The organism is Pseudomonas japonica, assembly GCF_900188455.1.
GTDB classification, from domain to species: domain Bacteria; phylum Pseudomonadota; class Gammaproteobacteria; order Pseudomonadales; family Pseudomonadaceae; genus Aquipseudomonas; species Aquipseudomonas japonica.
This window is the reverse complement of record NZ_FZOL01000035.1, coordinates 38,900-52,630: the sequence shown is the minus strand read 5'-3', so window position 1 is coordinate 52,630 and position 13,731 is coordinate 38,900. Positions and strand designations below refer to the sequence as shown.

Sequence of the window (13,731 nt, the reverse complement as noted above, 5' to 3'; positions counted from 1 at the left end):
ACGGGAACGAACCATTCGATACGGCCAAGCTTTTCAGCTCTGATCACCTCAAAAAAGCTTGACCGCCAACAGAGTATCTACATTTGTTGCAACGTGCCATGGCCTGTGAGAGCGGCGTTGCCAGCCTTTGGGGCCTGGCGATTCATCGTGGGGAGGCTGTTGGGGTCGACGCGATACCGCGTCGTACACACAAGGCGGGCAACCATGGCCTGACAGGCATAGGCACGTTGCAACAAATGTAGGAGCGAGCGTGCTCGCGATGCGCCGCGCGGGCGGCGCTCGATCTGGAGAGCGCCGCAAGGCCCAAGACAGGCACCCGGAAGTCTCGACGCAGCTCGAATTGCCTATTCCTCCAGCGTCCTTGTCCAATCCACGCAATTCATCCCGGTTCACTTGAATCAGCGCACAACCGGCGTAGATTGGACAATCCTTCCCCCCAGGACAGCCGATCTTGAAACTCCCCCCGCTGCTGCGTGCGCCGATCGCCAACCATGACCATTCGCCCCAGGCCCGGCAGGGACGCTTTCACAACCTCACGCCGCGCCCGGCCGACTCGCCCGAGCCCAATGCCCGGGTGATCTGGAACCTGCTGTTCAACAAGCCGCGCTCCACCGTGCCGCGTGTCGCCTTGCCAGTGCAGCCACTGAGCCGTGCGGCGCTGGACGCCGCCGCCGATGGCAGCCTGTTCCGCCTCGGCCATTCCACCGTGCTGTTCAAGCTGGAAGGCGGCTGGTGGCTGACCGATCCGGTGTTCTCCAAGCGCGCCTCGCCGTTTTCCTTCGCCGGACCCAAGCGTTTCCACGAACCGCCGATCAGCCTCGCCGAGCTGCCGCCGATCCGCGGGGTGATCCTCTCCCACGACCACTACGACCACCTCGATCGCGCCACCATCCGGGTGCTCGCGCCCAAGGTGGAACTGTTCGTCACCCCGCTGGGCGTCGGCGATCGCCTCCTGGCCTGGGGCGTGCCGGCGGACAAGGTGCGCCAGTTCGACTGGTGGCAGGGCACCGAGGCCGGCGGCCTGCGCCTCACCGCGACCCCGGCGCAGCATTTCTCCGGGCGCGGCCTGCGCGATGGCAACCGGACCCTGTGGTGTTCCTGGGTGATCGAAGCGCCGCGCCTGCGCCTGTTCTTCAGTGGCGACACCGGCTATTTCGACGGCTTCGCCGAGATCGGCCGGCGTTTCGGCCCGTTCGACCTGACCTTGATGGAAACCGGCGCCTGGAACGAGCACTGGCCCTATGTGCACATGCACCCACGGCAGACCGTGCAGGCCCATCTCGACCTCGGCGGACACTGGCTGCTGCCGATCCACAACGGCACCTTCGACCTGGCCATGCACGCCTGGTACGAGCCCTTCGAGGCAGTGCTGGAGCAAGCCGCCGAACACGCCCTCAGCGTGACCACGCCGGGCATGGGCGAGCGCCTCGACCTCTATGCGCCGCAGCCAGGGCAGCGCTGGTGGCGTGAAGCGCAGGTGGCGGAAAGGCTCGCGCAGACCCAGGGCAGTCCGCGTTGCGGCTGCCTGCATGAAGGGCGTTGATCGAATACCGCGAGGTACTTCAAAGACTTTCATGTTCGTCGTGCAATAGAATGCGCGGCTGCTGAACTGAAAATAGGCCAGACATGCCCAGCGTTTCTCCAGAACTACAAGCCAGGGAATGGCACAGCCTGGTTGCGCAATTCCCCCGCGCCCTGACCCGAGCCCTGCAAAGCCTGGTCGAAAGCCACAAGGTCACGCTCGCCGCGCGTTTCTACGAACATATGCTGGCGGACCCGAATGCTTCGCTGATTCTTTCCCACGATGAAGTCAAAAGCCGCCTCGGCAGCTCGATGCAGGCCTGGCTGGTGAAGGTCTACTCCGCCAGTGCCGAGGACGATTTCCTGCCCCTGGTGGCCCTGCAGAAGCAGGTCGGCGAGGTGCATGCGCGCATCGACGTACCGCTGCACCTGGTGCTGAGCGGCGCGCGTCACCTGAAAAAACAGTTGTTCCAGCTGATCGTCGAGCAGGGCTGGGCGGCCGAGGAACATGCGCAGATCCTGCGTCTGTCCAGCGAAACCATGGACCTGGCCATGGAGATCATGAGCCATGCCTACAGCCGCTCCCACGACCGCAATTCGCGCAACGAGGAAGGCTATCGGCTGTTCTCGGTGCTGCAGAACATCACCACCGAGCGCGAGCGTCAGCGCGGCGCCTTGCTCGACTGGGAAAACAGCCTGATGTTCGACCTGGCGATGGGCTCCAACGGCGTCAACCTGCCGCGCCTGGCCGCCTCGGATTTCGGCCTGTGGTTCCGCCACAAGGGTGCCTATGCCTTCCAGAACACCAAGCAGAGCGAGCAGATCCTGAGCATCGTGCGCAACATGGACGATGAGCTGCTGCCGATGTTCCTCGCCGCCGGGGAGGAGCAGCGCATGTCCGTGCTGCGCGAGATCCGCGACCAGACCAAGAGCCTGATGTTCAACCTCGACAGCCTGTTCAACACGGCGAACGAGCTGGAAAGCGGCCGCGACGTGCTTACCCGCATGCTCAACCGCAAGTTCCTGCCGGTGGTGATCGGCAACGAGATCACCATCGCGCAGAAGAGCGCCCAGGGCTTCTCGGTGCTGGCGGTGGACATCGACCGCTTCAAGTACATCAACGACACCTTCGGCCACGATGCCGGCGACCTGATCCTGCAGCAGACCGCGGAAATCCTCAGCAGCCACAGCCGTGCCGGCGACTATGTGTTCCGCATGGGCGGCGAGGAGTTCCTGATGATCCTGGTCGACATCAACCACGCCAATGCGCTGAAGGTCGCGGAAAAGCTGCGTCGCCAGGTCGAGGCGGAACCGCTCAATCTCACCGAGGGCCGCCGGCACCCGGTGACGGTGAGCATCGGCGTGGCCACCTACAACGGTCACCCGGACTACCAGCACCTGCTGCGCCAGGCCGACCAGGCGATGTACCAGGCCAAGCAGGGCGGGCGCAATCGGGTGGTGTCCTACGAGGCCGTCGCCGGCTAGACGACAAAGGCCGCGGCGTGCTCGCGGCCTGGCAGTCGAGGGTGTCGCTCAGAGATGCCTGAGCATGCCCTCGACCTGCTGCCGTTCCCACTGGCTCATGAATTCCACCGGGTTGCTCCCGTAGGGATGCGCGGCATCGAAGATATAGGCCTCGCCGGCGGGGCTGTAGCAGCGGTCGCAGTGCCCCAGGGCATCGCCATCGTTGTAGAGGGTGAAGACCCAGCCGTCCACTTCCACGGTGAGCAGGCCGTTGCGCACTTGCGCCCAGTTCTGCTCGCCGATGCGCCGCATCGGGCGGATGCCCTGGGCGATATCACGAAGAATCTGGTAGGCCTCGCGGGGTGTCAGGGGTCTGGTATTCAAGATGGGCGGGTATCTGGTGAAATTCGCCGGCTAGGGTAGCGCAGGGCATGGCCGAATTCACTCGCTATCGCACGTCCGTCACACCCGTCCGGCGGAAATATCCGCGACCTATCTATTTGAAATTCCACTGCATTCGCCCTTCAACTTGTCCAACTGAACAAACAAGCCTCCCGCGTCTTGTGCACTCGACAGAAGCTGACCCGCGCAACAACTGGCAGGATGCTGGCATCTGCAACAGGAGCCCCTCATGAAAATCGTCATCGCCCCCGACTCGTTCAAGGACAGCCTCAGCGCCGAGGGAGTGGCCGCGGCCATCGCCGGCGGTATCGCCGCCGTGCTGCCCGAGGCGCAACTGCTGTGCTGCCCGATGGCCGATGGCGGTGAAGGCACGATGCAAGCCATCGTCGCCGCCTGCGACGGCGAGCAGCGCACGCTGTCGGTACGCGGGCCGCTGGGCCGTGAGGTCAGCGCCGACTGGGGCTGGCTGGCCGGGTCGCGCACCGCGATCATCGAAATGGCCCAGGCCAGTGGCCTGCAGTTGCTCGAACCGAGCCAGCGCGACGCCTGCCGCACCAGCAGCTACGGCACCGGCCAGTTGATCGGCGCGGCGCTGGATGCCGGCGCCGAGCGGATCATCCTCGCCATCGGCGGCAGCGCCACCAACGACGCCGGCAGCGGCATGCTCCGCGCCCTCGGTCTGCGCACCCTCGATGCCCAGGGCGCGGCGCTGGAGGAGGGCGGCCTGGCCCTGTGCAACGTCAGCCGCCTCGATGCCAGCGGCCTCGATCCGCGCCTGGCCGGCGTGCGCGTGGAGGTGGCGGCGGACGTCGACAACCCGCTGTGCGGCGGCAACGGCGCCTCGGCGATCTTCGGTCCGCAGAAGGGCGCCAGTCCCGCGCAGGTCGAACTGCTCGACCACGCCCTGGGCCATTTCGCCGATCACTGCGCGCAACTGCTGGGGCGCGATGTGCGCGACTTCCCCGGTTGCGGCGCCGCGGGCGGCATGGGCTTCGCCGCCAAGGCGTTTCTCGACGCGCAGTTCCGTCCGGGGATCGACGTGGTGGCGGAGTTGGCCGGTCTGGACCACGCGGTACAGGGCGCCGACCTGGTGATCACCGGCGAAGGCCGCTTCGACGCCCAGACCCTGCGCGGCAAGACGCCGTTCGGCGTGGCGCGCATCGCCAAGCGCCATGGTGTGCCGGTGCTGGTCCTGGCCGGGACGCTGGGCGAGGGTTACCAGGCGCTGTACGAACATGGCATCGATGCCGCGTTCGCCATCGCCAGCGGGCCGATGAGCCTGCAACAGGCCTGTGCCAACGCCGGCGAACTGCTGGCGGCCCGCGCCGGCGATATCGCGCGGCTGTGGCGGGTCGCCAGGGGCGTCTGATTCACTGCGGCAGGCGCGGCAGTACCGGAGAAAGCAGTTCCAGTTCGCCGAACGAGGCGCTGGCGTCCACGTAGCGCAGCGCCGACTTCACATCGCGCCAGCCGACATGGCTCATCAGTGCCTTGGTGTCCCAGCCGCTGGCCGCCGCCCAGGTGGCGAAACCGCGGCGCAGCGAGTGGGCGCTGTAGATCTCCGCGGGGACGCCGGCGTCGGCGAAGATGCGCCGCAGCAGGGCGATCAGGCTGCCGCTGTGCAGCGCCTCCTCGCCCAGGTTGCCCCAGCGGTCCAGTTTGCGGAACAGCGGCCCGTGGGCAATCCCGGCGATGCTGATCCACTCCAGGTAGGCCTGTACCGGGCACAGGCTCTTCAGCGCCGGCATGCGGTGCGTGACCCCGTGCCCCTGGCGATCGCCCTTGCTGCGCGGCAGGTACAGCTGCATGCCGCCACCGGCCTGGGCCTGGATATGCTCGACGCGCAGCCGCGCCAGTTCATCACCACGAAAACCACGCCAGAAGCCGATCAGCAGCAGCGCCGCATCGCGCCGTGCGCGCAGCAGATCGGCCAGGTGCTGCTCGCGCCGAGCCTCGTCGGCGCAACGTTCGAGATGGCTGACGGTCCGTTGCAGATGCTCCAGGCTCAGCGCCGCGGCCTGGCGTTCCTGCACCGGGTGCAGGGCGCGGATGCCCTTGAGCATCTGCCGCACCAGCGGCGCCTTGGTCGGGTCGGGGAAGCCCTGGCTGAGATGCCACTGCGCCAGCGCGGCAAGGCGCTGGCGCAGGGTATTGATGGAGTGTTCGCCGGCGAAGTCCGCCAGGTAGCGGGCGATGCTGTCGGCGCTGGCGGGCAGGAAGCCGCCCCAGGTCACTTCGAAATGCTCGATGGCCGAACGGTAGCTGCGTCGCGTGTTGTCGCGGACGGCGGCCTGCAGGTACTGGTCGATCTTGCTCATGGACGAAGAGGGTATGCCGATGCGGGGTGGCAGCGAGTTTAGCCTCTCGCTGTCCACCCTGCCTATGCCGGCGTCTGGCCGATCAGAACTTCCAGTCCAGCGCCACTTCCAGGCTGCGCGGCTCGCCCAGGTAGTACTGGGTATTGCTCTGGTGAATGAAGCTCGCATAGACCTCGTCGGTCAGGTTGCGCAGGCGCGCGCTGACCTTGGTGTGCTTGTCCAGGTCATGGCTCACGGACACGCCGTACAGCGTGTACGACGGCACCCACATGCTGTTGGCCGTATCGGCGTACACCGAGGCGACGTAGCGCGCATCGGCACCGACCTGCCAGCCGGGGGCGACGTCATAGGTCAGCCACAGGTTGGCGGTGCGCTCGGGAATGTTCACCGGGGTCTTGCCCTTGCGTGAATACACCACGCCGCCAATGGTTTCGTTGAACTCGTCGTACTCGGCGCGGACCCAGGCGAAGTTGCCGGAGGCCAGCAACTGCTCGGTGATCTTGAACGACGCCGCCAGCTCGATGCCGGTGGAGGTCTGCTGCCCGGCCTGTTCGGTGACGTTGGCGCGGGTCGAGGAGGGCACCGAGATGTTCTTGCGCACGATGCGGTAGGCCGCCGCGGTGGCACTGCCGCGACCGTCGAGGAAGTCGAACTTGCTGCCCACCTCGACCTGCCGGCCGCGGCTCAGGTCGAAATTGCCGACCTGGCTGATCGAGGCACTGGTCAGGGCGCCGCCCGGCGGTTCCGCCGAGGTGCTGTATTGGCTGTACAGGCTGAGGTTCGACGTCAGGTCGTAGACCAGACCGAGGCGTCCGGTGATCGCGTCCCAGCGCCGGTCCAGCCCGGTCCGCGCGACGTGATCGACCACGTCGAAGTCGATATGGTCGTAGCGCAGCGCGCTGACCAGCGCCAGGCGGTCGGTCAGGCGGGTGCGGTTCTCGACGAAGGCCGACGAGGTATCGGTGGTGGTGCTGCGGCCCTTGGCGCGTGGCACGGCCATCCCCGGGATATCGAGGAAGTGCCCCGGTTCGAAGGCGCCCGGAACGACCGTGTCGAAGGCGCCCTTGGACAGTGGGTAGTTGGTCTGCCGGTTGTGGTTGTAGTCCAGGCCGAAGGCCCAGTCGCTGGTCAGGCCGAACAGCTCGCCGAGATGGGTCAGTTCGACGCGGTTGCCGTTGACTTCCTGGTCGTGGCGCTGGCGATAGCCGCTGGAACGCAGTATCGCGCTGTTGCCGGCGTTGTAGCGGTAGGCCTCGAGGTTGCGGTAATCGCGCTGGCCTTCGTAGTGGTAGAAGGTGTTGCGCAGTTGGGTGTCGTCGCTGAAGCGGTACTCGGTGATCGAGCGCAGCCAGCGGGTGCGCTGCTCGTAGCGGCCGTCCTCGACGTTGTAGTTGTTGAAACGCTGATGCTTGTCGATGTGCAGCGTGCCGGACAGCGGGCGCAGCACCGGCGTGCCCCAGTACGGGCTGTCTTCCTGTTCTTCCAGGTACTCGATGGCCAGGGTGTGGGACAGGCGCTCGTTGAAGTCACTGAGCAGGGAAAAGGCCAGGTTGCCGGCATTGTTTTCCTGGCGATCGATATAGCCGTTGCTGCCGGTGCGACTGTAGTCCAGGCGCGCGTAGTGACGTGGGCCATCGCCCTGGTTCAGCGCCTGGTTGATGCCGATGGCGGTTTCCCGGGTGTCGTAGCGGCCATAGCTGACCCGGCCTTCGAAGCTGTCCGCCTCGCGGCTGGCCAGGCGCGTGACCATGTTCAGACTGCCGCCGACCGCGCCGCTGCCGTTGAGGAACGAGGACGGCCCGCCGAGCAGTTCGACCCGGTCGTAGATCCACGCCCCGACCGGCCGCGCGGCCGAGCCATATTGCAGGTTGATGCCGTTGAACAGCTGGGCGATCTGCGCGCCGTTGAAACCGCGATAGGCGACATAGCCGCCCAAGCCTGGCGGTGCCGAGGCGTTGACCCCGGGCAGGGCGTTGGCGGCGTCCTGGAAGGTGCGCGCGCCGATGCGCTGCATGGTCGCGCGGTCGGCGACGCTGACCGAGGCAGGGTTTTCCCGCGGGCTCAGGTGCAGGCGCGAGCCGCTGTCGATGGGGCGATCGAGGTCGAGGCGGGTGCCCTCGGCGGGCGTATCGCCGTTGGCGGTCACGCGGCTGGCGGGCAGGGTCAGGCTGTCGTCCTGCGCCCAGGCGCAGGTAGTGGCGCTGCTGATCAGCAGCGCCAGGGTGGTCAGGCGAAACATGCAAAGGCTTCCTGGCTTGATTTGGATAGGCTCGCGCGACCCGCCCGGTTCAAGGCAGGGCAGGCGCGGCGATGTCAGATCACAGCGATGGAAGCGGGGGCGGCGCGGGGGTTGAGCCTGGGCCACTGCTCGCGGGGCAGGGGCAGCAGATGGCCGGGGTCGAGCAGCAGGGTCTCGGGCCAGTAGCGCGGGAACAGGTGGCGGAAGTAGTCGCCGGGCAGCGCGGCGTGAGCGGCGTGGCCGCAGCAGCAGTCGCCGCTTTGCACCTTGCTGCTGGTCTGGCCGTCGAGTTCGGGGAGTTCGGCCTTGAGTTGCGCCAGCAGGGATTTGGGCAGGCTCTGCACGCCGTGGAGGGTACAGAAACTGCCGAGGATCAGTGACTGGTTATCCACGGTGGGCGGGCGCAAGGCACGGTCGAGCGGCATGGCCAGCAGATTGAACAGCACTGCGATGCATGCGAGCAGGATGATGTGGGTGCGCAGGCGTGAAAGCATGGAGTAGCCCGGGGCGAGAGGCGGGCATTAAGCCGGATCGAATGGCCTTGTGCAATCCCTGTTGGCCCTTTTTACCGCCGCGATCTCCGTAGGAGCGTGGCTTGCCCGCGAAAGGACCGCGCAGCGGTCCCAATTCGGCGGAGACTGGATTGGGCCTGCTGTGCAGGCCTTTCGCGGGCAAGCCGCGCTCCTACACCTTGAACTGCGCCACCATCCCGTTCAGTTCCACCGCCAGGCGCGACAGGTCCTGCGCCGCGGCGCTGGTCTGGTTGGCCCCGGCCGAGGTCTGCTGCGACAGATCCCTGATGTTCACCAGGTTGCGATCCACCTCGCGGGCGACCTGGGCCTGCTGTTCCGAGGCGCTGGCGATCACCAGGTTGCGCTGGTTGATCGCGGCGATGGCTTCGGCGATCAGTTCCAGCGCCTCGCCGGCGGCGCGGGCCACGTCGAGGGTGCCGCTGGCATGCCCCTGGCTGCTTTGCATGGCCTCCACGGCGCGGCCGGTGCCGCTCTGGATCTCGGCGACGATCTGTTCGATCTCGCCGGTGGACTGCTGGGTGCGATGGGCCAGGGCGCGCACTTCGTCGGCGACCACGGCGAAACCACGGCCGGCCTCGCCGGCACGCGCCGCTTCGATGGCGGCATTGAGGGCCAGCAGGTTGGTCTGCCCGGCGATCGCGCCGATCACGTCCATGACCCGGCTGATCTCGTTGGCACTGGCCGCCAGCTTCTCGATATCACCCGCGGTGCCGGTCACTTCGTGCACCAGCAACTGGATCGAGTGCAGCGCCTGGGTGACCCGCTCACGTCCATCGCGAGTGGTCTGGTCGGCGCCCTTGGAGGCATCGGCGGTGCTCACTGCATTGTTCGCCACGTCCTCGACGGCGGCGGTCATCTGGTTGACCGCGGTGGCCGCCTGGTCGATCTCGGCGCTCTGCTGGTGCAGGCCGCGGCTGGTGTCCTCGGTCACCGAATGCAGTTCTTCCGAGGCCGAGGCCAGTTGATCGGACGAGGCGCTGATCCGCGCCAGGGTCGAGCGCAGGCTGCTCTGCATGCGCTTCAGGGCGCCCAGCAGCAGGGCCGGTTCGTCCTTGCCGGCGGTCTCGATGTCGCGGGTCAGATCACCGGTGGCGATACGCTCGGCCACTTCCACCGCTTCGGCCAGCGGCACCACGATGCTGCGGGTGAGCAGGGTGGCGATGACGGCCAGCGCGAGCATGATCAGCACCAGGGCGCTGATGATCAGCAGGAACGACTCCCGCGAGGCATCGGCGCTGCGCTGCGAAGCCTTCTCGGCACCCTCGGCGTTGTACTTGACCAGGGCGCGCAGCGCGGCCTGCATGGCGTCGGTGGCTTCGCCCAGCGGTCCGTTGATCAGTTGCCGGGCATTGTCCAGGCGATTGTTCAGCACCGCGTCGCTGACGCTGGCCTGGATCTGCGCATAGCGCTCGCGGGCACTGACGAAGGTGTTGAACAGGTTGCGATCCTGTGGCTCGAAGATGGTTCTTTCGTAGGTGTCGAGGGTGTCTTTCAGGTTCTGGTTGAGCTGTTCGGCACGCTTGAGGGTCGCGGCGCGGGTTTCCGGCTGCTCTTCGAGCAGGCTGCGCATGGTCATGGCACGGGCGCGGTTGATGTCGGTGCCGACCTCGCCGAGGGACACCACGGCAGGCAGCCAGGTCATGCGAATGTCGGAGGATGCCCGGTCCATCTGCCGGGTCTCGTAGAGCGATATCAGGCCAAGCGCCAGAACCAGTAGGCCGAGCAAGGTGAACATGCCGGCAGCGCGCTTGCCGATTTTGATTTGCCTGAACTGCATGGAAACTCCTTGGGAAAAGGCTGAAGCCTTCATTCGATGATGTCGTTTCGACATCGTCCCCAAGAATACCGTGAATTGTTGACTGATTGAGTCGGAAAAGTGATTCGTTTCAGCCCCTTAAGCCGCAGCCCTAGCCGGAATCCCGGGCAGGGCCGCGCAAACCTTAAGCCAGACGCTCGAAACGATACGGCGCGGGGTCGATGATCGGCGTTTCGCCTGACACCAGGTCCGCCGCCAGGTGCCCCGCGGCCGGCGAGGTACCGAAGCCATGGCCGGAGAAGCCGGTGGCCAGGGTCAGACCGGGCAGGGCCGCGACCGGGCCGATCACCGGGTTGGAATCCGGCGTCACGTCGATGGTCCCGGCCCAGGCCTGGGCGATCTCGGCCTTCTCGAACACCGGCCAGGCCGCGCGCAGGTTGCGCAGGGCGTCGCCGTTGAGCGTGGCGTTGGCCGCCGGATCGGTGACCCGCACCCGTTCGAACGGGCTCACGCTGTCGGCGTTCCAGCGTCGGGCCAGGGCCAGGTCGTTGAAGAAGTACTTGCCGAAGGAAATCTTCAGGAAGTCGCGCTGCGCTTTCAACTGCGGCAGGTAGCGGCGGCCGAGCAGCAGGTGATCGAGGGTGAGGAAGGCGTCCAGCTTGCCGCGCTGGGTGATGATGAAGCCGCCGTCCTTGTGCTTGCGGAAGGAGAAATCCGGGGCGCCGACGGCGGTCTCGGTCGGGCCTTCCATGGGCTGGGTACGCAGCACCGAACAGACCAGTGGCAGGGTCGGCAGGTCGATGCCGTGGTTGCCGAGAAAGCGCCGCGACCACAGGCCGCCGGCCAGCAGCACCTGCTCGCAGCGGATCTCGCCGCGCTCGGTGACCACGCCGCTGACGCGCCCAGCGCTGGTCTGCAGGGTGCGCACCGCGCAGTTTTCGATGATGACCGCGCCCTTGGCCATCGCCGCCCTGGCAATGGCGCTGGAGGCTTGCGTCGGCTCGGCGCGGGCGTCGGACTGAGTGAAGATGCCACCCAGCCAGTCGCCCTTGCCGCCGGGCACCTTGTCGGCGATTTCCCGGGCGCTGAGCAGGCGTGTATCGAGATCCAGGTGCTCGACGCTCTTCAGCCAGTTGGCATGCATGTTCATCTGCGCTTCGTTGCGCGCGATGAACATGATCCCGGCCTGGCGATAGCCGACATCCGCGCCGACCCGCTCCGGCATCTGCGCCCACAGGCGATCCGCGGCCAGGGCCAGGGGGATATCGTCGGCGTGGCGGCTGGTCTTGCGTACCCAGCCGAGGTTGCGCGACGACTGCTCGCCGGCGATCCGGCCCTTTTCCAGGACCACCACGGGAATCTTGCGCTCGGCAAGGGTCAGGGCGGCGGTCAGGCCGATGATGCCGCCGCCGATGATCACCACGGTGGTTGCGGGCGGCAGTTGCTGCTGGGTCTGTACGGGGTCGATGGTCGGCGACATGGAGTGCTCTGCGTTGATGCCAGGGGGACGGTTCAGCGGATCACTGGCCGAGGTTGATGTACACGGCCTCGGCCTTCGAAGCACCGCGGTAGGCGGTGACTTCCAGCTCGACCTTGTAGACGGTCGAGCCCAGCGGCGGGCAGGTCACGGTGCTGGCCGGGTCGATGCCGCGGAACTTGCCGCCGATGAAGTCCATGACCTTCGGCACATCGGCCGGGTCCTGGATGAACACCCGCGAGCAGACCACGTCGGCCAGGCTCGCATCGACCGCGGCCAGCGCCCGCTCGATGTTCTGGAACACCTGCTCGGCCTGCTCGATCACGTCTTCCGGGATCAGCTTGGTGTCCGGGTTGCGCCCGGCGGTGTTGGATACGTAGATCCAGTTGTCGACCACCACCAGCCGCGAGTAGCTGGCTTTTTCTTCGAAAATGGAACCGCTTTTCACCTTGACGATCTGGGTCATGGGGATTGCCTCGTGTCTGTATGAAGGAAAGGGATCAGCTGAGGACCGGGGTGTCCCACAGGTTGAGCTTGACGCCGATGCCCAGCTCGACGGCCTTGCGGTACACCACGGTGCCCCAGGCCAGGTCTTCCACCGGCATGCCGCCGACCGACATCAGGATGATTTCCTCGTCGTTCAGGCGGCCCGGCGCGTCGCCGGCGATGATCTTGCCGATGTCCTCGACCTGCTCGGCCTGCAGTTTTCCTTCGGCGATCATGTCCATGTAGCGCACGCCCACCAGCGGCACGTAGTTGTGCGCGGGCTTGGGCAGCTCTTCGAACCAGGCCTGGTACAGACCGGTGTTGTCGACCACCTTGCGGATATCGTCCTGTTCCATGCCTTCGCAGATGCTGCAGGGGGCCGGCATGGCGAGGAAGGCGCCGGGCTTGACCCACTCGCGCCGCACCAGCGGGTACTTGCTCGGGTCGCCGACTTCACCGGTGCTGCAGTAGGTGACCAGGTCGGAATCGCGCACCACTTCTTCCAGGCTGTCGACCACCTTGATGGTGGTGATCCGCGGGTAGGTTTCCTTGACCCAGGCGATGAAGCTGTCGAGGCTGCGCTGGCCGCGGCCCTTGATCTTGATGGTGTCCACCAGCGGGCAGGCGGCCATGAACGCGGCGACGGTGGTCTTGCCCATCACGCCGGGGCCGAGCAGGCCGATGACTTTCGAATCCTTGCGCGCCAGATGGCGCGCGCCGACACCTGGAATCGCCCCGGTGCGGTAGGCCGAGAGCAGGTTGGCCGACATGTAGGCCAGTGGCGCGCCGCTGTCGGCGTCGTTGAGGGTGAACATCAGGATCGAACGCGGCAGGCCTTTCTCGCGGTTGGCGATGTTGGAGCCGTACCACTTGCAGCCGGAGGTGCGGAAGTTGCCGCCCAGGTAGGCGGGCATGGCCATCATGCGGCGGTCCGCGGTGGGCTTGGGCATGTGCGGGAACGGCGAATTTTCCGGGAAGGTGATCATCGCGCCGTGGGAATCGTTGTTCGGCCCGGCCATGCGGTAGTCGCCCTGGTACAGCAGCCCGAACATTTCCTCCATGGTGTCGACGCAGGCCGGCATATCGGTGACACCGGCGCGGATCATGTCCTGCTCGGAAAGGTAGATGAAGTCGATTTTTGTGGTCATGGGCGATCTCGTGGTACAGCGAGCATTTTTGGAGTGTCGATGAGGACGGGCGAAGTCTCTGCATCGTTGCTTTCGCAGGTGTCCGGAGGGACTGGGGGAAGTTTTACTAACGAGCGGTAGGCTGTCTTGAGTGTGAGCGCCAGCGGGTTTGACTGTGCGTGACATTGGCGGGCTCATCGCGGGCATGGGTATCTACACATCTTTGAGGGCTTGCGGGGGAACCGCATCAAGGCCGCGAGGTGCCTGTCTTGAGTCTTGCAGCGCTCTGAAGATCGAGCGCCGCCCGCGCGGCGCATCGCGGATGAATCCGCTCCCACATTTGTTGCAACGTACCTATGCCTGACAGGCCATGGTTGACCGCCTTGTTGGCTCGACGCGATACCGAGC

The 13,731-nt window shown here is 66.2% G+C and carries 11 protein-coding genes; 3 read left to right on the top strand and 8 right to left on the bottom strand.

What is annotated here, in order from left to right:
• The first annotated feature begins 451 nt into the window (after positions 1-451).
• Positions 452-1,543, top strand: a complete 1,092-nt coding sequence (locus CHB99_RS27900; RefSeq protein WP_042130163.1) for an MBL fold metallo-hydrolase — start codon at positions 452-454, stop codon at positions 1,541-1,543.
• 83 nt (positions 1,544-1,626) lie between these two features.
• Positions 1,627-3,006 (top strand): diguanylate cyclase, encoded by a 1,380-nt coding sequence (locus tag CHB99_RS27895; RefSeq protein WP_042130166.1) that lies wholly within the window; start codon positions 1,627-1,629, stop codon positions 3,004-3,006.
• Between the two features lie 48 nt (positions 3,007-3,054).
• On the opposite strand, the gene CHB99_RS27890 is transcribed toward CHB99_RS27895, so the two are convergent.
• Positions 3,055-3,369 carry a DUF7693 family protein gene (locus CHB99_RS27890; protein WP_042130168.1) on the bottom strand — a complete coding sequence of 105 codons (315 nt, stop codon included), beginning with the start codon at positions 3,367-3,369 and terminating at the stop codon, positions 3,055-3,057.
• Positions 3,370-3,616: 247 nt separating this feature from the next.
• Between CHB99_RS27890 and CHB99_RS27885 the strand changes: the two genes are divergently transcribed.
• Positions 3,617-4,756, top strand: coding sequence for a glycerate kinase (locus tag CHB99_RS27885; RefSeq protein ID WP_042130170.1), 1,140 nt, complete (start codon positions 3,617-3,619; stop codon positions 4,754-4,756).
• Position 4,757: 1 nt separating this feature from the next.
• On the opposite strand, the gene CHB99_RS27880 is transcribed toward CHB99_RS27885, so the two are convergent.
• From CHB99_RS27880 to CHB99_RS27850, 7 genes are all read right to left on the bottom strand, one after another.
• Positions 4,758-5,705 carry a site-specific integrase gene (locus tag CHB99_RS27880; RefSeq protein WP_042130172.1) on the bottom strand — a complete coding sequence of 316 codons (948 nt, stop codon included), beginning with the start codon at positions 5,703-5,705 and terminating at the stop codon, positions 4,758-4,760.
• An 82-nt stretch (positions 5,706-5,787) separates the two neighbouring features.
• Entirely contained in the window at positions 5,788-7,944 is a 2,157-nt protein-coding gene (locus CHB99_RS27875; protein WP_042130175.1) for a TonB-dependent receptor, read from the bottom strand.
• A gap of 74 nt (positions 7,945-8,018) precedes the next feature.
• A complete protein-coding gene (locus CHB99_RS27870; RefSeq protein ID WP_042130178.1) occupies positions 8,019-8,438 on the bottom strand; it encodes a DUF2946 family protein in 420 nt (139 codons plus the stop codon).
• Between the two features lie 190 nt (positions 8,439-8,628).
• The gene (locus CHB99_RS27865; protein WP_428977852.1) at positions 8,629-10,212 is read right to left on the bottom strand and encodes a methyl-accepting chemotaxis protein; all 1,584 of its coding nucleotides are present in this window, start codon (positions 10,210-10,212) and stop codon (positions 8,629-8,631) included.
• A 205-nt stretch (positions 10,213-10,417) separates the two neighbouring features.
• Positions 10,418-11,713 carry an NAD(P)/FAD-dependent oxidoreductase gene (locus CHB99_RS27860; RefSeq protein WP_042130182.1) on the bottom strand — a complete coding sequence of 432 codons (1,296 nt, stop codon included), beginning with the start codon at positions 11,711-11,713 and terminating at the stop codon, positions 10,418-10,420.
• 40 nt (positions 11,714-11,753) lie between these two features.
• Positions 11,754-12,176: a RidA family protein gene (locus CHB99_RS27855; RefSeq protein ID WP_042130184.1), complete on the bottom strand. Its 423-nt coding sequence runs from the start codon at positions 12,174-12,176 to the stop codon at positions 11,754-11,756.
• A 34-nt stretch (positions 12,177-12,210) separates the two neighbouring features.
• Complete coding sequence (locus CHB99_RS27850; protein ID WP_042130187.1) at positions 12,211-13,344, bottom strand: ornithine cyclodeaminase family protein; 1,134 nt, start codon at positions 13,342-13,344, stop codon at positions 12,211-12,213.
• Between the last annotated feature and the right edge of the window lie 387 nt (positions 13,345-13,731).